Annotated in this window: 16 protein-coding genes; 9 read left to right on the top strand and 7 right to left on the bottom strand. The window is 45.8% G+C overall.

Annotated features, from left to right (window positions below; translation table 11 throughout):
* Positions 1 to 49: 49 nt before the first annotated feature.
* Positions 50 to 2,149: an NAD-dependent DNA ligase LigA gene (ligA, locus tag AC1RNB_RS05660; RefSeq protein WP_493081463.1), complete on the bottom strand. Its 2,100-nt coding sequence runs from the start codon at positions 2,147 to 2,149 to the stop codon at positions 50 to 52.
* A 144-nt stretch (positions 2,150 to 2,293) separates the two neighbouring features.
* Between ligA and AC1RNB_RS05655 the strand changes: the two genes are divergently transcribed.
* The 7 genes from AC1RNB_RS05655 (at position 2,294) to AC1RNB_RS05625 (ending at position 9,120) form a co-directional block, all read left to right on the top strand.
* Entirely contained in the window at positions 2,294 to 3,034 is a 741-nt protein-coding gene (locus AC1RNB_RS05655; RefSeq protein WP_493081461.1) for an NUDIX hydrolase, read from the top strand.
* Positions 3,035 to 3,145: 111 nt separating this feature from the next.
* Positions 3,146 to 4,021, top strand: a complete 876-nt coding sequence (locus AC1RNB_RS05650; RefSeq protein ID WP_493081459.1) for a YicC/YloC family endoribonuclease — start codon at positions 3,146 to 3,148, stop codon at positions 4,019 to 4,021.
* 40 nt (positions 4,022 to 4,061) lie between these two features.
* A complete protein-coding gene (locus AC1RNB_RS05645; protein ID WP_493081457.1) occupies positions 4,062 to 4,592 on the top strand; it encodes a gliding motility lipoprotein GldH in 531 nt (176 codons plus the stop codon).
* Positions 4,589 to 5,569, top strand: a complete 981-nt coding sequence (locus AC1RNB_RS05640; RefSeq protein WP_493081455.1) for a sensor histidine kinase — start codon at positions 4,589 to 4,591, stop codon at positions 5,567 to 5,569. The genes AC1RNB_RS05645 and AC1RNB_RS05640 overlap by 4 nt, the downstream gene beginning before the upstream one ends.
* Positions 5,566 to 6,270, top strand: coding sequence for a response regulator transcription factor (locus AC1RNB_RS05635; protein WP_493081453.1), 705 nt, complete (start codon positions 5,566 to 5,568; stop codon positions 6,268 to 6,270). Before AC1RNB_RS05640 ends, AC1RNB_RS05635 begins: the two co-directional genes overlap by 4 nt.
* A gap of 262 nt (positions 6,271 to 6,532) precedes the next feature.
* A complete protein-coding gene (locus AC1RNB_RS05630) occupies positions 6,533 to 7,666 on the top strand; it encodes a formimidoylglutamase (protein WP_493081451.1) in 1,134 nt (377 codons plus the stop codon).
* 143 nt (positions 7,667 to 7,809) lie between these two features.
* Complete coding sequence (locus tag AC1RNB_RS05625; RefSeq protein WP_493081450.1) at positions 7,810 to 9,120, top strand: D-alanyl-D-alanine carboxypeptidase; 1,311 nt, start codon at positions 7,810 to 7,812, stop codon at positions 9,118 to 9,120.
* Positions 9,121 to 9,170: 50 nt separating this feature from the next.
* Here the strand turns inward: AC1RNB_RS05625 and mutL are convergent, their stop codons facing one another.
* A complete protein-coding gene (mutL, locus tag AC1RNB_RS05620) occupies positions 9,171 to 11,030 on the bottom strand; it encodes a DNA mismatch repair endonuclease MutL (RefSeq protein ID WP_493082066.1) in 1,860 nt (619 codons plus the stop codon).
* Positions 11,031 to 11,150: 120 nt separating this feature from the next.
* On the opposite strand from mutL, the gene AC1RNB_RS05615 reads away from it, so the two are divergent.
* Positions 11,151 to 12,869 carry a M3 family oligoendopeptidase gene (locus tag AC1RNB_RS05615; protein WP_493081448.1) on the top strand — a complete coding sequence of 573 codons (1,719 nt, stop codon included), beginning with the start codon at positions 11,151 to 11,153 and terminating at the stop codon, positions 12,867 to 12,869.
* 117 nt (positions 12,870 to 12,986) lie between these two features.
* On the opposite strand, the gene AC1RNB_RS05610 is transcribed toward AC1RNB_RS05615, so the two are convergent.
* The 5 genes from AC1RNB_RS05610 to radA all read right to left on the bottom strand — a co-directional run bounded on the left by AC1RNB_RS05610 (position 12,987) and on the right by radA (position 19,022).
* On the bottom strand, positions 12,987 to 14,384 hold the full coding sequence (locus tag AC1RNB_RS05610; protein ID WP_493081447.1) for a PSP1 domain-containing protein: 1,398 nt from the start codon (positions 14,382 to 14,384) through the stop codon (positions 12,987 to 12,989).
* A 404-nt stretch (positions 14,385 to 14,788) separates the two neighbouring features.
* Positions 14,789 to 15,988 carry a DNA polymerase III subunit gene (locus AC1RNB_RS05605; RefSeq protein ID WP_493081446.1) on the bottom strand — a complete coding sequence of 400 codons (1,200 nt, stop codon included), beginning with the start codon at positions 15,986 to 15,988 and terminating at the stop codon, positions 14,789 to 14,791.
* Positions 15,989 to 16,123: 135 nt separating this feature from the next.
* Positions 16,124 to 16,657, bottom strand: coding sequence for a glutathione peroxidase (locus AC1RNB_RS05600; protein ID WP_493081444.1), 534 nt, complete (start codon positions 16,655 to 16,657; stop codon positions 16,124 to 16,126).
* A gap of 141 nt (positions 16,658 to 16,798) precedes the next feature.
* Complete coding sequence (locus tag AC1RNB_RS05595) at positions 16,799 to 17,500, bottom strand: ComF family protein (protein ID WP_493081442.1); 702 nt, start codon at positions 17,498 to 17,500, stop codon at positions 16,799 to 16,801.
* Positions 17,501 to 17,651: 151 nt separating this feature from the next.
* Entirely contained in the window at positions 17,652 to 19,022 is a 1,371-nt protein-coding gene (gene radA / locus AC1RNB_RS05590; RefSeq protein ID WP_493081441.1) for a DNA repair protein RadA, read from the bottom strand.
* Between the two features lie 867 nt (positions 19,023 to 19,889).
* Between radA and AC1RNB_RS05585 the strand changes: the two genes are divergently transcribed.
* Positions 19,890 to 23,066: a SusC/RagA family TonB-linked outer membrane protein gene (locus tag AC1RNB_RS05585; RefSeq protein WP_493081439.1), complete on the top strand. Its 3,177-nt coding sequence runs from the start codon at positions 19,890 to 19,892 to the stop codon at positions 23,064 to 23,066.
* The last annotated feature ends 20 nt before the right edge of the window (positions 23,067 to 23,086 follow it).

The following is a 23,086-nucleotide window of genomic DNA, read 5'->3' as shown; positions in this document are numbered from 1 at the left end:
TCAGCGCCTTTGCGTGAAAATTTGCTCGCAAAGGCGCAAAGGCGCGGGGTTATGATTTGTTGATGAGTGAAAGAAAGTCATCTTCCGAAATGATCTTGATAGTGTTGATCTTTTTGGCTTTCTCCAGTTTGCTGCCGGCATCTTCGCCCACTACCAGATAATTCAGTTTGGCACTTACGCCGCTAACGATCACACCTCCTTCTGCTTCGGCCAGTGCTTCTGCTTCGCTGCGTTTCAGTTTGGCCAGTGTGCCGGTGAAAAGAAAAGTTTGTCCGGTTAAAGCACCTGCTTCAACAACTGCCTTCTTTTCGTTTTTCATCTGCAGGCCCAGTTGCTCCAACTGGTGCAGCATGTCAATATTCTGTTCGTTGCTGAAAAACTGGTGAATACTTTTGGCCACTTTTACGCCCACATCTTCCAACTGCAACAGTTCTTCTTCTGATTGGGTGGTAAAGTCAAACACATTTTCTACTGCATTGGCCAGGGTTTTGGCGGTAGTCTCACCTACAAAACGGATACCCAGTGCATAAATCAACCGGTGCAGTGGCTGTTGTTTGGAGGCTTCGATGGCTGCTTTCAGGTTGTCTAAACTCTTTTTACCAAAACCTTCCAGTTCGCCGATCCTGCCATAATCCAGTTGATATATACCCGGAATATCTTTCAGCAATCCCAGCTCATAGAACTTGCGCACATTGGCTTCGCCGAAACTTTTGATATCCATGGCGTCTTTGCTCACAAAATGGATCATTTTCTCTACTACCTGCGCTTCACATTCTATATTGATACAGCGCCATACGGCTTCGGTTTCTTCTTTGTATAATTCACTTTTGCAAACAGGGCATTGTTTGGGAAACTGAATGGCTTCTTCAGTTCCATCTCTCAATTCTGGCAATGATTTTACGATCTGGGGAATCACGTCTCCGGCTCTTTCTATCAATACACTATCGCCGATCTTAAGGTCTTTTTCCCGGATATATTCTTCGTTATGCACGGAAATGCTCGACACCGTAACGCCCCCGAGATACACAGGATCCAGTTTGGCCACTGGTGTTACTGCGCCGGTTCTCCCCACCTGAAATTCCACGCCCCTTAATCTGGTGGTGGCCTGCCTTGCTTTGAATTTAAAAGCAATGGCCCAGCGGGGATGGTGAGAGGTCATGCCCAGTTTATCCTGCAAAACCGTATCATCTACTTTTACCACCATACCGTCAATTTCATAGGGCAGGTTATCGCGGCCGGCTTCAAAATCGAGGCAGTAATCAATCACCGGCTGTATGCCTGTTACCACCCTTTTCTCTTTTTCGGGCGAGCGGAAACCCAGGTCCCACAAAAGTTTCAACGAACCTGCATGGCTGGCCAGCGGATCATAACCGGTAGGGATTCCATCTCTGACAAAATAGCTGATATGGTATAAAAAAGCGTCAAGGTTTCTTTCGGCCACTTCTTTCGGGTCTTTCATCCGCAAACTGCCCGAAGCGGCATTTCGTGGATTGGCCAAAGGGGCCAGGTTCTGGGATACCAGTAATTCGTTGTATTTCGCAAACGACTGTTTACTCATGATAATTTCGCCCCTGATCTCTACCTGGCGGATGCCGTATTTGGAAAAAGAGGCTGATAAAGGAATGGAGCGGATCTGTTTGATATTGGTGGTGATATCTTCTCCCTCCACACCATCACCCCTGGTGGCGGCACGTACCAGCTGGTCGTTCTCGTAGATCAGTGAAATGCTGGCCCCGTCAAATTTGGGTTCTATGCAGTAGGTAATGGCGTCCAGTCCGCTCAGCTCCCGGGCTTTCCGGTCAAAATCGGTCAGGTCTTCCGCATTGTAACTGTTATCCAGGCTCAGCATGGGCACCAGGTGTTGTACCGTTACAAACTGCTGGTTCAGGCTGCTGCCCACACGCTGGGTGGGGGAGTCGGGGGTAATTAATTCAGGATGTTTTTTTTCGGTACGCTGGAGCAACTGGTAAAGCTTGTCATACTCATAATCCGATAAAAGCGGCTCATTCTGTACATAATAGCGGTATTCATGAAAGCGGAGAATCTCTCTCAGAGGGGCTATTCCGGCCACTGAAACGGTATCTGCATTGCTGGTAAGGAAATCCTGCGACTGCTTTTGTAATGCCTGTATCTGTTCTTTGTTATACATAAACCCTGATTGGTGAATAAAGGTAAGCCGCCGGTGGGAGTAAAGAGAAACCGCCCTTAAAATTGTGTGCCCAATTCCTAAACTTTGTATCTTGTCGGCATTGAAAACAGGGAACCCTCTCTGTTATTTTTTGAAAGAGTAGCCATGATGAAAAAGAATGCCGGAACGGTTGTACAGGAGGAAATGCAGGTGAAAGATGCCGCCGTATTGGTACAATCCTACCCCAAAGTGCCTGTAACAGTAGACTGTGTGATCTTTGGATTTGAAGAAAACAAGCTGAAAGTACTGCTGATCAAGAGTGACCTGGAAATGTTTAACGGTCGTTTATCGCTGCTGGGGGATTTTGTGAAAGACAATGAGGAACTGGATGATGCGGCCTACCGCGTACTGAAAGAGAGAACAGGGATGAATGATGTATTTCTGGACCAGGTGCGTACTTTCGGTTCGCCTGGCCGCCATCCCGGTGGCAGGGTGATTACGGTGGCATATTGTTCGCTGCTGAATATCAACCACCATGAATTAAAGATCCACGATAACGACCTGCACTGGCATTCTGTGTCTACCTTAAAAGAAATGGCTTTCGACCACAAAGAGATTGTAGACGCCTGTTATGCCTGGTTACAGAAAAGGATCCAGGAACATCCCCTGGGCTTTAATCTTCTCCCGGATAAATTTTCTTTACGCGAATTGCAGAACCTGTATGAAGCCATCCTGGGTGTTTCGCTCGACAGGCGGAATTTCAGGAAGAAATTTGCTTCTATGGACCTGCTGATCGATATCGATGAAATGGAGCAGGATGTACCGCACAGGCCGGGTAAACTATACAAGTTCAACTTTGAAAAATACGAAAAGAGTAAACGCAAATGGGTAGGGATCGATTTCTAAAACAGTGATCATCAGCGCTTGTTGCCGTCTGTATCCGCAGCAGATTATCTCCTACATCTTTTTAGCTATTCTCCCTCGCTTGGGTTACTTTTACCAAATAACGAAGCAGCTATGTTACACTCAATGACAGGTTACGGAAGAGCAGAACAAACACTGGCAGATAAAACCTATCTGGTAGAAGTGCGTTCACTGAATGGAAAACAGTTTGACCTGCGTTTGAATATTCCCGCCCTGCTCAAACCCTTTGAATTTGAAGTGAGGAGTATGCTGAATGAAGGATTGCAGCGCGGTAGTGTGGAGTGTAATATCAGTATCAAACAGAATGGTGCCAGCAAACCGGTGTCTATCAATACCGATCTGGCCAAAGCCTATTTCGAACCCGTTGCACAGCTGGCAAACGAGCTGCATCTGCAAACAGGCGATATACTGAGCACCATCCTGAAACTACCGGATGTGATCACACCTTCAACAGAAATGCTGACGGATGAGGAGTGGAAATTTTTTGCCGGCATCCTCAAAGAAGCGATCCAGCACCTGAATGATCACAGGATGGACGAGGGAAAATCTATCGAAACAGACCTGTTGTTACGCATTACCAATATTGAGGCCCAGCAAAAAGAGATCGAAAAACTGGAACCGCTCCGCAGAACCAAGATCAAAGAGGGCCTGGTAAAAGTGCTGGAAGAAAATGTGGGCAAAGAAAACTACGATGCCAACCGCCTGGAGCAGGAACTGATCTATTATATTGAGAAGATCGATATCAGCGAAGAGCAGGTACGCTTGAATAACCATTGCGATTACTTCCGATCCATCCTGGCCGAAAAAGAGCCGAGTAAGGGTAAAAAACTTTCTTTTATCCTGCAGGAATTTGGTCGCGAGATCAATACCACCGGTTCCAAAGCCTACGATTCTGCCATTCAGAAATGCGTGATCCTGATGAAGGATGAACTGGAAAAGGCCAAGGAACAGATCCTGAATGTATTGTAAGCAATCCGCCTGTTTCATGTGTAACTGATCTGTGAAATCTGTGGCAAAAAAGACAGCTTCGACCTTACAGCTAACCGCTTTCTCTATCTTTGTAAAAATCGCCCTCGTGAAAAAGATTCCCGGATTTTTATTGGTAGCCATGATTTTCAGCTCCTGCCAAACCCTTGATGTATTCGAGAAAAATGTTTTCTTCCCCGATCACCAGTGGTCGGCCAGTAACAAACCCAGCTTCACTTTTGCCATAGAAGATACAACAGTGGCCTATCATATTTCTGTGATCTTCCGCCATGAAGATGCCTATCATTTCAATAATCTCTGGCTCAATATTACCACGCAGGCCCCTGGCGATACGGCCCGGACCCAACTGGTCAATATCACCCTTGCCGATAACAAAAAAGGCTGGCTGGGAACCGGTATGGATGATGTATTTGATCACCGCTCGCGGGTAACCCGTTTACCTGTAAAACTCAAAAAAGGGAATTACACCTTCCTCCTGCAACAGCATATGCGCGAAGAACCGCTTCAGTATGTATTGAATGCCGGTATCCGGGTAGAAAAAGTGAAACCATGAAAAAAGCGGGGATACCACAGCGACTGGTGATTGTGTCCCTGGTATACTGGGTATTACTGACCTATATGGTGGCAGCCCTCGTATGGTGGTTCATTGCTTTGGAAAAACAAAACAGGGATATTACCCAGATCCGTTTGAGTGAACTCATCAAAGACGATCCCTCTTACATAGAAAAATATACCCGGATCACAGAAGCACAGCAAAGAAAAACAGCACAGTATGCAGGCGAGGGGGTTACCTTCCTTGCATTGATCCTGTTGGGAGCCGTATTTGTCTATCGTGCCACACGTAAACAGTTGAAACTATCGCAGCAGCAACAGAATTTTATGATGGCCATCACACATGAACTCAAAACACCCATCGCCGTTACACAGCTGAACCTGGAAACCCTGCAGAAGCGAAAACTGGATGAAGACAAACAGCAGAAACTCATCAGCAATACCCTGCAGGAAGCCAACCGGCTGAATAGTCTCTGCAATAATATTTTACTCGCTTCCCAGCTGGATGCCGGTCAATACCTGAAGGGTGAGGAAGAAATTAATCTCTCTGACCTGGCTGGCGGCTGTGTAGATGATTGCAAAACACGTTTTCCGCAGCGGCAGGTGAACGAGGCCATTGCAGCCGGCATTTATGTTACCGGGGAGCCGCTTTTACTACAGATGCTCGTGAATAACCTGCTGGAGAATGCATTGAAATATTCACCCAAAGATAAACCCGTAACCATTTCATTAGCAGCGTCGGGGAATGAAGTCAGGCTGACGGTCAGTGATGAAGGCATGGGTATTGCCGATCAGGAAAAAAAGAAAATATTCGAGAAGTTCTATCGGGCAGGTAATGAAAATACCCGCAAAACAAAGGGTACGGGTCTGGGACTCTATCTTTGCCGTAAGATCGCCGAAAGCCATAAAGGCTACATTTCTGTGACAGATAATACCCCTGTGGGCAGTAGCTTTACAGTCATATTTCCATTAGCATGAAAGAGTCTAAAGCAACCATATTATTGGTAGAAGATGAAGAGAACCTTCACGAGGCATTGAAGCTGAACCTGGAAATGGAAGGCTATGAAGTGGTTTCGGCTTTTACCGGTAATGAAGCGCTGGCAAAGATCGGTAGTGAGTATTTTGACCTGATCATCATGGATATCATGATTCCGGAAATAGACGGGATCAGTGTAACCGAATCGGTTCGGGTAAACAATAACGAAGTGCCTATTCTGATGCTGAGTGCGAAGAATTCGGGTGCCGACCGGGTACTCGGACTAAAAAAAGGGGCCGATGATTATCTTACCAAACCTTTTAACCTGGAAGAGCTGTTATTGCGGGTGGATAAGCTGATAGACAAGAGCAAGAAGATGCAGGTGAAGGAAACGGTAGGTGATGTATATGAGTTTGGAGATAACCGCATTGATTTTAAAGCCCAGGACGCCATTACCTGGAACGGCCAGCAGGTAGAACTCAGTAAAAAAGAAGCCATGCTGCTCAAACTCCTGATCGAGAACAAGGGCGATGTAGTGACTCGCGAAAAGATACTGCAGGTGGTATGGGGTTATAATGTATATCCCACTACCCGTACCATCGATAATTTTATCCTCAGCTTCCGGAAATATTTTGAACAGGACAGCAGAAACCCCCGTTATTTCCATTCTGTTAGGGGGGTGGGTTATAAGTATACAGATTAGGAAGTAGGTTGACGGAATTGCTGCTCATTCCCTCTGCGCAAACTCCGCTTCTCCCGTTCTCTGCGGTTAGATAGAGCTTACACCAACCGCAGAGCCGCAGAGGACAGAGAGTTTTCGCAGAGAAAAGAAATAGGGAGATATTTCACATACCCAACGCAAACAGCTTCAACGCCTCTCAGCAACCAGATTCATAACCTAAAATAGGGTTGACGAAACAATAATCAGCGCGTATCTGCGTTAGATGTTTGCAAACAATGCTGACATGTTGCTACAAACTTTAATAGATTTTCTGGAGCCTGTGAATCTGGCACAGCTTTCCAACGACGAAGGGTTCAAAGACACACAACTCGGTAAACATATTGCAGTATATGATGAGGAATTTCCCGATATCTCCGGGGCCGATATGGTACTGGTAGGTTGCGGCGAAATGCGGGGCGCAGGTCTCCAGTTTACCAACACCGGTTCTCCGGATGCAATCCGTTCAGAATTCTACAAACTCTTTCACTGGCATACAGAAGTAAATGTAGCTGATCTGGGTAATGTAAAATGCGGTGCTACGCTGCAAGACAGCTACGCAGCCCTGCGTACTGTGGTGCAGGAATTAATAGAACAGGGGAAAAAAGTGGTGATCATCGGCGGCTCGCACGATAATACATTTGGTCAGTACCAGGCTTACGGAGCCATGAACAAGATCATTGACGCCGTTTGTGTTGACTCGCGTATTGACCTGGATATGGACAGTGTACTCCCTGCCGATAATTTCCTGGTTGAATTATTTACCGGTGTGCCCAATCACCTTAAACATTATACGCATATCGGTTTCCAGAGTTATTTCATGCATCCGCAGATGCTGGAAACCATTGATAAACTCGGGTTCGATTGTTACCGCGTGGGTAAAGTGAAAGAAGCCATTGAAGAAATGGAACCTCCTATCCGCAACAGCGAGTTATTCAGCTTTGATATTGCCGCCATACAAAATGCCCATGCGCCGGCCAATCATGTTACACCCAACGGTTTTAACGGCGAAGAAGCCTGCACCTTACTGCAGTACGCCGGTATGAGCAATACCTGTACCAGTATCGGCATCTATGGGTATATTCCGGAGCAGGACCAGCACCAGCTCACCGCCAAACAGATATCCCATATGTTATGGTATGTAATGGATGGTGTCAACAAAGGAAAACAGGAAGCTTCGCTCGATAACCGGAATGAGTTTGATGAGTTCACCATTGCCTTCGGTGAGGTAGAAACGGCTTTTCTCCGCAGCAAAAGAACCGGTCGCTGGTGGATGCAGCTGCACGATGGAAAATATGCTGCCTGCAGTTACCATGATTACCTGACAGCCAGCAGAAATGATATCCCCGAAAGATGGATGCGCGCAGTAGAGAGAAGTTAAACCGGTTTAGCAGAAATAAGATTGGATAAAAGAGAAGCGGTTCATATAATGAGCCGCTTTTTTTTGGGATGTCCGGTAAGTCCGGCTTCCCGGGTAACTGTATCGTTTAATAAGTTAAATTACAGTCGCCTAATTGAATGCCCATGAAAAAGCAGTTTCCCCTTTTCCTTTCTGTGATCGCCGTTGGTTTTTTGGTTTCTTCCTGCAGCCTGCCCAAACAGATTGCCAGAGAAGCGAAAAAAGATATCTTTTCTAATCCAGATTTTGTACCGGCTCATGTGGGTATCAGTTTGTACGATCCGGCTACACAGCAATACCTCTATAATTACCAGGCCGATAAATTTTTTGTACCCGCCAGCAACACCAAATTGTTCTCCTGCTATGCAGGGATGAAATACCTGGGTGATAGTTTGGTGGGCATTCGTTATGTTGACAAAGGCAATGGCACCATTGAAGTAGAAGCCAATGGGGATGCGAGTTTCCTGCATCCTGATTTTAAGAACCAGCCAGTATACGAATTTCTGAAAAAGCAGAAAAGGATTTTACTGACGGATGAAAACTGGAAAGACAACGCCCTTGGAGCCGGTTGGGCCTGGGATGATTATAACAGCGATTATATGGCGGAAAGAAGTTGGATGCCTGTTTATGGAAACGTAGTACACTTTACCAACATCGGTTCCTTCAAGGCCACGCCCGCTTATTTTCAAAAACAGTTTGAAGAAACCGCAGTGACCGCGAAAGGTAATTTTTCGGTGAGAAGAATGGTGGCGGCCAATCAATTCTCTATAAGGGTAACGGCTAATAAATTCAACGGGGCAGATATTCCTTTTTATACCGGCGATAGACAATTACTGGCACAGTTGCTTGCTGATACATTGAAAACAATCATTGAGCCCGTACATTTCAAAATTGACCGCTTGCCGGATGTGGTAAAAGTGTATTCACAACCCACCGATTCCCTGCTCAAGATCATGATGCACCGCAGCGATAATTTCTTTGCCGAACAAACCCTATTAATGGTAGGTAATGAAAAGCTGGCCATGATGAATACGGCAAAGATTATTGATACGCTGCTGAAAACAGACCTCAAAGACCTACCCCAAAAACCAAAATGGGTGGATGGCAGCGGCCTGAGCCGTTACAACCTCTTCACCCCGCAGGATTTTGTATGGGTGCTTACCCAGATGAAGAATGAATTTAACTGGGAGCGCATCAAAACCATCTTACCCACCGGCGGAACAGGCACATTGGGTGGCTTGTATAAAAACTACGAAGGACGGATCTATGCCAAAACCGGCACCCTCAGTAACCATGTAGCGTTAAGCGGTTATATCATCACCCGCAAGGGTAAGCAACTGATCTTTTCCTTCATGGTTAATGCACACCAGGCATCCGCCGCCAATATCCGGAAGGGAATTGAGAAGTTTTTAACCGCAATGATCGAAAAATATTAATTACCCCTCCGCCCTTCGGGCACCTCCCCTTTTCAAAAGGGGAGGAAGATTTAGCGTCCGAACATCTTATCGAGATAGTCTTCCTTAAACTCTAAATAAGTGGGGCTTCCAGTGGGTGTTACATTCGGGCTGCTGCAGGTAAACAGTTCTTCTACCAGTACCAGCATTTCTTTCTGTGTTAACGATTGGCCCGCTTTAATGGCCTGCTGTCTGGCCATACAACGAACCAGTTTCTCGCGTTTGCTGAATTTGATATCGCTGCTGAAATGTTTGAACTGCTCGATCAGTAATTCGATCGAATGTTTTTCATTACCCGGTAAAATATCTGCGGGTATGCCCTGTATCACAAAACTATTGTTACCAAAAGGTTCTACCTGGTAACCGATCGCCAGCAGATCGGGGAGGAGCTCGGTTAACAAAGCCGCATCCGAACCGGCCATATCCAATGTAACGGGAAACAAGCTTTGCTGCGTGGCCATCTGCTGACCATGTGCCGCCAGTCCATAACGCTCATACAAAATCCGCTCATGCGCCAGCTGCTGGTGCACCAGTAAAAAACCGCTGTTGGTGGAGGCGATGATATACGTGTTGTGTAATTGCAGTAAAGGGGTGTCTGGCAGAACGTGCAAACCAGTTTGGAGTTGGGAGTTGGGAGTTTGGAGTTGTTGGGGTAGACTGCGTTCTGCGTTGGGCGTTGGGCGTTCAGCATCTGCCGGAGAGAAGAATTCTTTCCAATGTTTTAGTTCACTCTTCTCTGTTGGAGAACTCTTCTCTATAAAATGTGCCTGGTTCTTTTGGGTAAAGGTTTTGAACAGGTTGGAGGAAGAAGCTGCATCTTTTTTATCCGTGGTAAACGGTTTGCTTACAGCGTCCAGTCCCTGGATCTCTGCATTCAGGGTAAAATCCAGCGAGGGTGCAATACTGAACTGTGCCAGTGCATGTTTTACCGCCGCCTGTACAAATGCATAAATGATCTTCTCATCTTCAAACTTAATTTCCTGTTTGGTAGGGTGTACATTGATATCCACCTGCGAAGGGTCCAGGTCTATGTACAATACATAACTCGGGAAACTGTCTTTGGCAATCATCTCGTCAAAAGCACTGTTCACCGCATGGTTCAGGTAAGCACTTTTGATGAAGCGGTTGTTCACAAAAAAATACTGATCGCCTCTGGTTTTACGGGCCGTTTCCGGTTTGCCTACAAAACCATAGATATTCATATAATCCGTTTCTTCATTCACACTTACCAGCTTGGCATTGTAGGCATTACCCAGGATCTGAACGATCCTTTGTTTTAAACTGCCCGCTTCCAGGTGAAATACTTCCTGCCCGTTACTGGTGAGTGAAAAAAAGATGGCCGGGAATGCCATGGCCACCCGGGTAAACTCATCCACTATATGCCGCATCTCGGCTGCATTGCTCTTTAAAAAATTTCTTCTGGCAGGTACATTAAAGAATAGATTCTTCATGCTGATGCTGGTTCCGGTAGCACAGGCACAGGGTTCCTGTTTTACCACCAGGCTATTCTCTATTTCGAGGTAAGTGCCCAGTTCATCTTCGGCTCTTTTGGTTTTTACTTCTACCTGCGATACCGCAGCAATCGAAGCCAGTGCCTCACCGCGGAAGCCCATGGTTTTGATGCGGAACAGGTCTTCAATATTCCGGATCTTGCTGGTAGCATGCCGTTCAAAAGCCATACGGGCATCTGTTTCGCTCATGCCACGGCCATTATCGATCACCTGTATCAGGGCCTTACCCGCATCGGTTACAAACAGGCGGATCTCAGTAGCGCCTGCATCGGCGGCATTCTCCAGCAATTCCTTCACGGCACTGGCCGGCCGCTGAATTACTTCTCCCGCCGCTATCTGGTTCGCTATATTATCCGGTAATAACTGTATGATATCCGCCACTGCCAATCTTTGTTTACTAAAGGGAGCAAAAATACCACTCTCCCGTAACTTTTGGAAAGTTTTAAAACTTTCCAAAAGTTAGCCCCTTAGCGTAAATTTGCCCCTCTAAACCGAGTAAATATGACATTGAGTGCGGATATCAGGAAAATGGAACGCCATTTTGTTCCGAAAGATTTTGTGGTAACAGATTGGGCCTCCCTGGAACCTTTTTTTAAGGACCTATCAGACAGAAAGCTGGATTCCCGGGCCGACCTCGAGAAATGGCTGAAAGATATGAGCGAGATCGAAGCCGTTGTAAGCGAAGACGCCTGCTGGCGCCAGATCAAAATGACCTGCGATACAACCGATAAAACACTGGAAGAGGCTTTCACCTATTTCTGTATGGAAATTCAGCCCAAACTGCAGCCCTATGCCGATCTACTGAACCGCAAACTGGTGGATTGTCCTTTTACCAGAGAACTGGATCAGCAGAAATATTTCACGTATCTGCGCAGCGTTAAAAAGAATATCGACCTGTTTCGCGAAGCTAATATTCCGCTGCAGGCAGAACTGAGTGTGATGCAGCAGCAATATGGTGCCATTGCCGGAAAAATGACGGTGGAAGTGAACGGACAGGAATATACCCTGCAACAGGCGGCTAAATTTCTGGAGAGTCACGACCGGAAACTGCGCGAAGAAGTGTACCGCAAGATCCAGGAGCGCAGGCTGCAGGATCAGCAGGCCATGCACGATCTCTACACACAACTCATTCATAAAAGAGATGAAGTAGCCAAAAATGCAGGCTTCGCCAATTACCGCGATTATAAGTTTGTAGAGCTGGGCCGTTTCGATTATACCAAAGAAGACTGCTACCAGTTTCATGAAGCGGTTAAATTGCATGTGCTTCCTTTGATCGAGAAAATTTACCAGAAGAAAAAAGCAAAACTCGGACTGGATACCCTGCGCCCATGGGATACCGAAGCCGAACCGGAAGGCATAGAACCTTTGAAGCCTTTCACCGACGGAAAGGATCTCTACGAAAAATCAGTGAAGTGTTTTGAAGAGCTTAATCCCTTCTTCGCAGATTGCCTGCGTAAGATGAATGAACTGAAACATTTTGATCTCGAAAGCCGTAAAGGCAAAGCACCGGGTGGTTATAACTGTCCGCTGTCTGAGAGTGGTGCACCGTTCATTTTTATGAACGCTGCCGGACAAATGAGCGATGTTACCACCATGGTACACGAAGGTGGCCACGCCATTCATTCCTTTCTCGCACATGAGCTGGAACTGAGTGCGTTCAAAGAATACCCGATGGAAATTGCCGAAGTAGCCAGTATGGCCATGGAACTTTTCAGCATGAATCATTGGGAGGCTTTCTTCGATAACAAAGAAGATCTGCAACGCGCCAAAGAACACCAGCTCGAAAGAACCATTACCATCTTCCCATGGATCGCTATCATCGATAAGTTTCAGCATTGGGTTTACGAAAATCCCAATCATACCATTGAAGAAAGAACCGCACAGTGGATGAGCATTCTCAACGAATTCTCAACCAACAGTATCGATTACACCGGACTGGATGCGTTCCGCCAAATAGGCTGGCAGCGCCAGTTACACCTGTTCGAAGTGCCTTTCTATTATATCGAATACGGCATAGCCCAGTTAGGCGCCATTGGTATGTGGATGCAGTACCAGCAGAACCCGCAACAGGCTTTGCAGAACTATATTCATGCCTTGAGCCTCGGTGGTACCAAAACCTTACCCGAATTATATAAAACTGCCGGATTAAAATTTGACCTGTCTCCGGCGCATATCAAAACACTGATGGAGTTTACGGCTACGGAGATGGATAAACTCTAAGTTTCAATAAGAGAAGAACGAAGAAAAAGAGATTGAAAAGATGACTCCTTTTCTTCTTTTCTCATTTATTGAAATCATCCCAATAAAAAACGCTACCAACTGGTAGCGTTTTTAGTATCAACTCTCTTTAGGTGGTTCCTCTCTCGGTGGTCCCTGCGGAGGCCGGTTTCCCTGTGGTCTCGGACCCTGGTTCCTTTGTCCCTGCTGTGGTCCGCGGTTTTGTTGCGGTGGTCTGGGTCCCTGTGGTCTTTGGCCTTGCTGACCGGGTTCTCTCGGTCCCTGGTTTCTGGGTCCTTGCTGTTGTTGCCCACCCTGTTGCGGTCCACGGTTTTGTTGTGGTGGCCTGGGTCCTTGCGGTCTCTGACCTCCTCCTTGTTGACCGCCTTCTCTGGGCCCCTGGTTTCTCTGGCCCTGCTGTTGTCCACCTTGTTGTCTCGGTCCCTGGTTTCTACCGCCTTGTGGCTGTCCGCCACGACTACCACGTTCCTGGTCTCTTCTGCGGCGGTCGTTTTTCTCCAGTGTTTTTAAACTGATCTGGCCTACGAGATCAACAAAAGCTGCCGGTTCATTTTCTTCTCTTTGTTTGCTGCTCACAATCTCTACCGGCTGCAGTTCGTCTACTTTCTGTCCCTCGCGGTTCAGTCTTTTGATCTCTTTAACCCGCTGTATAGTTAATGGGTAATGTTTGGTGTTATTAGGCAACACATACCACATCAGGTTCTTGAAAATATCTTTTTTGATGAGGTGGGCCGTACCCATGGCTGTATCCAGTGTTTCGGCATAATCCGGAAACTGTTGTAAAGCATCCAGGTAAGTATCCAGTTCATAGTTCAGGCAACATTTTAAACGGCCGCACTGACCACTGAGTTTGGTCTGGTTAATAGACAGGTTCTGGTAACGGGCGGCGGTGGTGTTCACACTTTTAAAATCGTTCAGCCAGGTACTGCAGCAGAGTTCGCGGCCGCAACTGCCAATACCACCCACTTTGGCGGCTTCCTGGCGAATACCGATCTGGCGCATTTCTACCTTCACTTTAAAATCGCCTGCATATACTTTGATCAGTTCCCGAAAATCCACCCGGTCATCGGCGGTATAAAAGAAAGTGCCTTTTTTACCATCGGCCTGGATCTCCACTTCGCTCAGCTTCATATTCACGTTCAGCTGGCGGGCAATGGCGCGGCTGCGGGCCAGGATCTCTTTCTCGCGTCCCTTGCTGATATGGAAGGTTTCAATATCTCTTTCAGAACTGCGGCGGAGGATTTTTTTCATCTCAGAACCAAACTCGTCCACGCCTTTTTTCTTCATCTGCAGACGAACCAGTTCACCTGTCAGGCTTACTTCGCCCACATCAAAACCGCTCACACCTTCTACGGTTACATAATCGCCTTTGTCAAAATATTGCAGGGTGGTATTGCGGTAAAATTCTTTGCGGCTTCCCTGTTTAAAACTTACTTCAATTACTTTACAGGTACTCTCGGGGTCGCTGAAAGGAAGGTTCAACAACCAATCGTGCACGTTTAACCGGTTACAGCCACCTGTGCTGCAACCGCCGTTGCTTTTACATCCCCCCGGTTTACCCCCGTCTTTGGAGGAACTACATGATCCACAGCCCATATCTTATCAGATAAAAAATTAGTTAATAAAACAGAGGAGATGATTGGGCGGGCGATAGTACTGCTATGATGCTTCGGTTGTGTCACTCACTTCAGGGTCCGGGGCGTTAATCGGCCACGACCGGTACACAAGTGATTCTCCGCATCTGCCTTCAAAATATATTGATAAGCGTAAAACAGTGCAACGTGTATGTATCAGCTTTTCATACAGCAGCCAATCACCTACACAAACCCACACAAATCCCTCTCACTGCTCAGAATGCTTTTGTTTTCCGGCAATAGCCATCCAACTTGGGCACCCAAAGCCTAGTTCATCAAAATTAGGGTTTTGTTCTGAATGATATGGTACAGTTTAATGGTCAGGGCCTGGAACAGCATTTTGGCGTTAGCGTTCCTTTCTACATAATAAGCGGCCCGGTCCAGCTCTTCAATAATAGCCTGTTGCTGGCTCACAGAAGCTATTTTATTCAGTCTTTGGGCAAAATCCTTCTCATTATCCCCCAAAAACACCCGATCTGCCCCCAACACCTTGATCCGGATGCTTTGCTCCAGCAGGTGGTTAAAGTAACGGAGAAACTGTTTCTGCTTCTCACGGCCCAGTTTGGCCACTTCTTCGGTAAATTTTACCTGGGCCATGGGGCCGCCTTTCAGGGTGGCATTCAGCCAGTCGCGCAGCAGGCTCTGCCAGTCCTGGTCGGCATGCTGTATCAGTTGCAGGGCTTCCCGGTAATTGCCTTCGCAGATGCCGGCTATCTGCCGGGCGGTATCCGGGGCCAGTTTGGCCCTTTCTACCAGTGCCTGTTCTATCTCGCTGTTTTCCGGCATGGGAATCTTCACCAGCTGGCACCTGCTCAGAATCGTAGGCAGGATCTGTTCATCATTCTCGGCCACCAGTATAAATAAGGTATTGGGTGGTGGCTCTTCAATCAGTTTCAGCAGTTTGTTGCCTTCTTTGCCCAGGTATTCGGGCATCCAGAGCAGTAACACTTTGTATTCGCTCTCAAAACTTTTCAGGCTCAGTTGCCGGTTAATCTCGTTACACTCTTCGGCGGTGATATTTCCCTGTTTGTTTTCGGCGCCGATAAACTGCAGCCAATCGTACACATTGCCGTAAGGGTAGTTTTTTACAAATTCCCGCCACTCAGCTATATAATCAGCGCTAACAGGTTTGTCGCCCGCTTTTCTCGGTATTACCGGGTAAGTAAAATGCAGGTCGGGATGAATCAGTTGTTCTGCCCGCTGAAAAGCGGCCTGTTCTGCAATATGATCCGGGTGAATATATGTGGGTGTGGGTTCCAGTGCCGTCATACCGCCAAACAGGTCTTCTACCACGGGTGCAGGTTGCGGCAGCGAAACAATGTACTGCGCAAAAGCCAATGCCAGGGGTAAAGCACCGCTTCCTTCTTTTCCCAGAAACAGCAAAGCATGGCTCAAACGGTTCTGTTCTACCATTTCTGCCAGGTGTTGTTTTACTGCTTGTTGTCCTATGACATCTTTGAAAAGCATGATGGATTTGCGGATTACGGATTAGTCTGGCGTCAAAAGTAAAGGTTCCTGAAAATAAAAAGGAGAATGTTTGTTCACAAACATTCTCCTTCAAAAAAATAAAATCCGCTAATCCATCATCCGCCAATCCGCGAATTATTTCAGATATTTCAGAATCTCTTCGCTATCCGGTTTCACTTTACTTTCAAAATAAGCGATCATTTTACCGTTTTCATCCAGTAAGAATTTATTGAAGTTCCATTTGATCTCTGCATCCAGCACGCCATTCTGTGTTTTGCTGGTCAGCCATTTGTAAATGGGCGCTGTATCTTCTCCTTTCACACTCACTTTGCTGGCCAAAGGAAATTTAACTCCAAAACGTGCTTTGCAGAATTCCTGGATCTCGCTGTCGGCGCCAGGCTCCTGTCCGCCAAAATTATTGGCCGGAAAACCTACGATCACCAGTTTGTCTTTATACTCCTCGTACACTTTTTCCAGTGCTTCGTACTGTGGCGTATACCCGCATTTGGAAGCGGTATTCACCACTAAGATCTTTTTGCCCTTGAACTTGGAAAAATCGATGGTTCCGCCTTCAATGGATTTTACTTTAAAGCCGTGGATACTGGGATCGCCCGGCAGGGTAAATGCGCTGAACATAATAGCTGCAGCAATGGTTAACAGGTATTTCATGGTTGGTTGTTTTAGTAATGAACAGTTAAATATAGAAAAGGTTGGGGGATTTTTAGTTAGGAGTTGATAGTTAAAAGTTAATAGTGAATGAACTGGAGTAAAATCGGCTTTACTTTTAACTACTCACTTTTAACTTTTAACTCAAAAAGTATACCCTGCTGCCACAACACTCAATTCCGCCCCCTTTACCGCCAGCATAGACGCTCCGCAGGCTTCCAGGGTTGCCCCGGTGGTAATAACATCATCTACCAGCAGGATCTCTTTGTGGGTCAGGAGCTTGGGTTGGGTAACGGCAAACACTTCTTCCATATTCTGCCACCTGCTCAGGCGGTTCTGGTGGGTCTGGGTTTCGGTAAAGCGGGTTCGGGTTACGGCGTTGGTAAGAATGGGTTTGGGCCATACTTCCGCTATTCCCTCACAAAGCAGGGCAGCCTGGTTATACCCCCGCATAAATTCCTTCTTCGGATGTAAGGGCAGGGGAACCAGTACATCTGTGTCTGCGAATCTTTCGGAGGCGGCCAATGCATGACCCAGCATTCGCCCTAAAAAATAACCGGCCTCTTTATTGTTTTTGTATTTGAGCTGTACCAGCAGGTGTTGCAGTAAAGAAGGCTTGGTAAAATAAAAAGCCGCTGCGGCCTGCTTAACAGGTACTCTTCCATAAAATATTTTTTCTACCGGGTTACCTGCCTTGGCAAAAAAACCAGTTGCCGGCAACTGATGCATGCAGCGGGCACAGAGAAACTGGTGATCATACAACAAATCCGAACCACAACCTTCGCAGGTATGCGGATAAAAGAGATGCAGTAAGGAAGAAAGATAGCTGTTTGTTAATAATGCCATCAGGCAAAGTTCGATGGGTTTTGCATTGGATGATTAGGTATTTACCGCAGGGGGGCGTGAGTAGTGAGTAGTGAGTAGTGAGTAGTGAGTAGTGAGTAGTGAGTAGTAAGTAGGGGATTGACCTGCCTACTCACTACTGACTACTCACCCCCTAAAACAGCTGCTGGTACACTTCATCCACCCTGCTTAATGCCAGTACCTGGATCTTATACGCTTTGGGGTCGAAACTTTTTTTGTTGTAGCGGGATACGATGATTTTCTCAAAACCCAGTTTTTCGGCTTCGGCAATGCGTTGTTCGATGCGGTTAACCGCCCGGATCTCGCCGTTCAGGCCTACTTCGCCGGCAAAACAGACATGGGCGGGTAGCGGAACGTCTTCGTAGGAAGAGAGCAGGGCGCAGATCACAGCCAGATCGATGGAGGGGTCTTCTACTTTGATACCGCCGGCAATATTTACAAACACATCTTTCATCCCGAACTGGAAACCACCGCGTTTTTCCAATACGGCCAGTAATAACTGTAATCGGCGCAGATCAAAACCGCTGACGGTTCTTTGTGGTGTGCCATACACACTTTGTGTTACCAGTGCCTGCACTTCTATCAATAGCGGACGCATTCCTTCCAGTGTAGCAGCAATGGCACTGCCGCTTAACTGTTCTTCTCTTTGTGCGATCAGGATCTCTGATGGGTTGGAAACGATGCGCATTCCTTCGCCCGTCATTTCATAAATGCCCAATTCGGCGGTGCTGCCAAAACGGTTTTTCAACGTGCGTAATATGCGGTAGGCATAATGACGGTCGCCCTCAAACTGCAGCACCGTGTCTACCATATGTTCGAGTATCTTGGGTCCGGCAATGGAACCATCTTTGGTGATATGACCGATCAGAAAAACAGGTGTGTTGGTTTCTTTGGCAAAACGTTGAAACTCTGAAGCACATTCCCGTATCTGGGAAACACTACCCGCAGATGAATCAATGCTGTTGGATTGTAAAGTCTGTATCGAATCAACGATTACCAGCTGCGGTTTCAGTTTCTTGATCTCCTGAAAGATAGTCTGGGTGCCGGTTTCCGTGAGCAGGTAAAAATTATCATTGGTGATCTTTAACCTGTCTGCCCGCATTTTTATCTGCTGTTCACTTTCCTCCCCGCTGATATACAGAATGCGCAACTGATCGATCAGTAAACCATTCTGCAGAAACAAAGTACTCTTGCCGATACCGGGTTCTCCGGCTACAAGAATAATACTTCCGGGAACAATACCGCCACCGAGTACACGGTTCAGTTCCGTATCTTTTGTAATGATTCTTTTTTCTTTGGTACTGATCACATCCTGCAAAGCCACCGTTTTGGTGTTTCTTTTTTCCGCACTGTAATTATCCCAGCTCTCCTCTTTATTATTTCCTTTATCGAGTACTTCTTCTGTAAACGTGTTCCATTGCGAGCAGCCCGGACATTTGCCGATCCACTTGGCACTTTCATACCCACAATTGCTACAGAAAAAAGCTGTTTTGATTTTGCTCATGCGATAAAGATAAAGGGAGTTACAGAATCTGTTGCCGCAGTAACCAGAAAGATGAAACAAACTGCTGCAAAGGAGATACTAAATAAAAAAAAACGTCGTTACGGGGATACAAAACAGGTGTTATAAAGGCTCGATGTATAAAACGTAAAAGGGCCAACATTGCTGTTGACCCCGTTACTTACTAACCCATTAAATTCTTCCACTAAATTACAATAATGGGGCAGATTCCAAAATTATTTTTTGACCCTGTGTGTAAAATTCCCTTCTCCGAAAGCTGCTGCCAGTTTGTTGCCAGCTTCCTTTTTTGAATTTCAACTTATTGATAATCAAATGTTTGCAATATCTGTGGAATATTTTCCGACCTTCCTGTCTGGCCCAATAATAAGTAAGCGGATGATTCTGAGTTGATTAAGTATGCCTCGAAATTATATTAATTTTTAATTAATATGTGTGGTATTTTTTTCTGTTATTTCCAATAAAGCAATTCTTCGGGAAAGCAAAGGTAAAATCAGTCATTATAACATTATGAATAATCATAATGTTATAATTTTTCCTCTTTTGCTCAATTTTTTCAAAAAAAAATCTTCTACTCACAAATTTTAAGGTGATAAAAAAATAGATATGTAAACTGAAACTGAGGTTGCGGATGCAATCATTTTAGTGGCTAAACATCAAAAAAATAACCTTCCACATCTTCATTTCACCGGTAAATTTTGCCGTTTTACCCCTAAATATGGTTTATTTTAACAAAGTGTTAAGATTAAAATAAGATTAAAATACCCTTAATGAAATGATTGTTGCGCAGCTTTTCTTTTACTTAGGTGGTCACAAAAGCTGATAAACGGTTACATTTAAAAAAATCACAACATGAGAAAAAAACTGCTAATGACAGTTTGTGCTTATGCTATGGCCATACTGGTCGGCTTTGCACAGACAACTATAACCGGTAAGGTTGTAGACGACAAAGGGTCTCCTGTATCTGGAGCCACTGTTTTAGAGAAAGGCTCCAAAAACGGTGTTAGTGCCGGCAACGACGGCGCTTTTTCTATCAAAGTAAAAAGCGGCGCAACCCTGGTCATCTCTGCCCTGGGTTTTGAAAACAAGACCATAACCGCCACTTCTTCCAACCTGATGGTTCAGTTGGTTACCGATGTTCGCTCATTGAGTGAAGTGGTGGTAACCGGAGTAGGTGCAGCCACCAGTAAGAAAAAACTGGGTATCGCCGTCGAATCCGTTAACCTCGGTAACCAGGCTAAAGTACCTTCTGGCGATGTTGGCCAGCAACTGGTGGGCCAGGTAGCCGGAGCACAGATCTCTTCTACCAATGGTAACCCCGGTCAACCACTGAACATACTTCTACGTGGTATCAACACCATTCAGGGAGGAACTTTCCCGATGATCCTGTTAGATGGATTGCAGGTAGGTGCCACCGACCTGAACTCGATTGATGTAAACATCATTGAAAGAGTAGAGGTAGTGCAGGGTGCCGCCGCAGCTTCGCTCTATGGTGCACAGGGTGCCAACGGGGTAATTCAGTTGTTTACCAAAAAAGCAAAAGCAGGTAAACTGAATATCGATGTCAGCAGCAGCATTACCAGTAACGAATTGCTGAACGTAGGTAATGTAAGAAAAGCGGATAAACATGCTTTTGTAACCGATGCCAGCAATAATGTGATCAAAGCAAATGGACAACCTCTTGTTTTTGACCCTATTTACAGTACCTATGATGCCAACGTGCAGTATAATGCTTTAAGTGTTACCAGCTTTGCCAACAAAGCATACGACAAGAACCTGCAGTTCTATGATCACTACAAAATGTTTTTCCAGAAAGGATATGTGGCTAACAATTCTGTTACTATTTCCGGTAGCAGAGATAAAGTAGATTTCCTCCTGTCTGCTTCCTACAATAAGCAGAACTCCAACTTCAAAAAACTGGGTGATTATGCCCGTACCAACCTGACGGCTAAGTTGGGTATTGAGTTGGCTAAAAACCTTAAGTTAACCAGCTTAACACAGCTGGTGTATACCAAGAATACATTGAACCAGCAAAGTGGTCGTGGTATCCTGTTCGCATTGAACAATACACGCCCGTTTGCTAACTATGATTTTCAGGATGCAGATGGTAACTATGGTGTTTATTTTGGTGATGCCGCCGGTGTAAACGGATACAATCCTAACTATGAGAACCAATACTCCAGCACACTGATCAATAAGATTGATCTGCTGCAGAGTTTGAACCTGAACTACCGTCTCAACCGTTTTGTTGAGCTGGATGCGAAATACAGCCTGAACGTTCGCAACGACAATACTACGTATCGTTACGAAGACCAGATCGCTAATAAAAATGCAGATTACTGGCAGTTCTGGTTCGGAAACTTTAACCCGAATGCAACAGCTGCCAATACCGGAGAGATTGATAACTATGTAGAGCGTACTACTTTCCAGAACTTTATCGGTACAGCTACTATCCGGACAGATTTTGAAAAAGATTTTAACCTGAAACTTCCGATCAGAACCACTACTACTGCGGCTTTTGATTACCGGAAGAATAATTACAAAGTATTTTCTGCCTATGGATATGATGCGCCTGGATATTATCCATGGAATGCCAGCCAGGCAGCCGTATACAAGGTAATCCAGGATTACACAGAACCTTTTATCACTTATGGTTTCCTTGCTAACCAGCGCTTTGAGTGGGCTGATCTGGCCGGAGTATCTGTGGGTGTCAGAAGCGACTATTCATCTGCCTTCGGAAGTGGTGCCAACGCACAGACTTTCCCAAGAGGAGATGCCTTCCTGAATATTTCGAAATTTAAATTCTGGGAAGATGGTAAGATCTCCAATGTGATCACTGATTTCAAGATCAGAGCGGCCTATGGTGAAGCGGGTATCCAGCCAGGTGCCTTCCAGCGTTTCCCTGTACTGGGTGCTTCTAACCTTGGACAAAACAGTGTGTTCCGTTTCCCAACTTCCAGTCCTAACCCTGCGCTGAACGTAGAGATCTCTAAAGAGCGTGAGTTTGGATTTGATCTGGGTCTGAATCTGCTGAAAGGATCCTGGTTAAGAAACGCATCGTTATCTTTCACTTACTGGAAAAGAAATACAGACAACGCGATTTATCAGGTAGATGCTGCACCATCAACCGGTGTAGGTAGTGTATTGAACAATGCTTTTGGTCTGGGATCAAACGGTATCCAAGCTTCTTTAAACCTGAATGTATTATCCAAGAAAGATTTTACATGGGATTTTACCACTATTTTCTCCAAGCAATCATCAGAAATTACCAGTGTAACCGGTGCGGATGTGGTAGTAACCTCTGCTGCAGGTAGCTCTAATATTACACTGAAGCCAGGTTTGAAAATTGGTCAGTTATTCGGATTCCTGATGCTGAGATCTGTTGATCAGATTGAACCAAGTACAGGTCAGCCGGTAATACCCAAAGCCAACCAGGGCAATTATGAAATTGCCAGCAATGGATATGTGGTAGATAAAGCCACTAAACGTCCGGTTAATACTGCAGGTCAGTATGCTTTTGGAGATCCCAACCCCAAGTTCAATATGGGATTCATTAACAATTTCAGTTATAAAGGATATGTAACCTTCAGCATGCAGTGGGATTGGGTAAATGGAAGTCATTTGTATAACCAGACAAAAAGCTGGATGTATCGCGATGGTATCAGCAGTGATTATACTACTCCAATCACGATCAACGGGCAAACAGAAGCGTATACCGCATTTTATCGTGGTATTTATCAGGGAGGTGCTTTTAATGGAACTAAAGACTATTTCTATGAAGATGCATCTTTCATGCGATTGAGAAATCTGTCTGTAGGTCTGGATTTCGCTAAAGTGTTTAAATTAAAAGGCTTCCAGCGTTTACAACTGGTATTGTCTGGACGTAACCTGGTTACTTTTACCAAGTACACCGGTATGGATCCTGAAACCAGTTCAGGTGCATCCAACTCTTCTTTCGACCGCGGAGTTGATCACAATACCATTCCTAACACCAAAGCCTATACCATTGGCCTGAATGTTGGGTTTTAATCTTAATCATAAAAATTAGC

It is taken from the genome of Sediminibacterium sp. GW821-FHT12F12 (assembly GCF_058806635.1).
The sequence above is the reverse complement of the archived record's forward strand: the minus strand, read 5'-3'. Positions and strand labels throughout refer to the sequence as shown.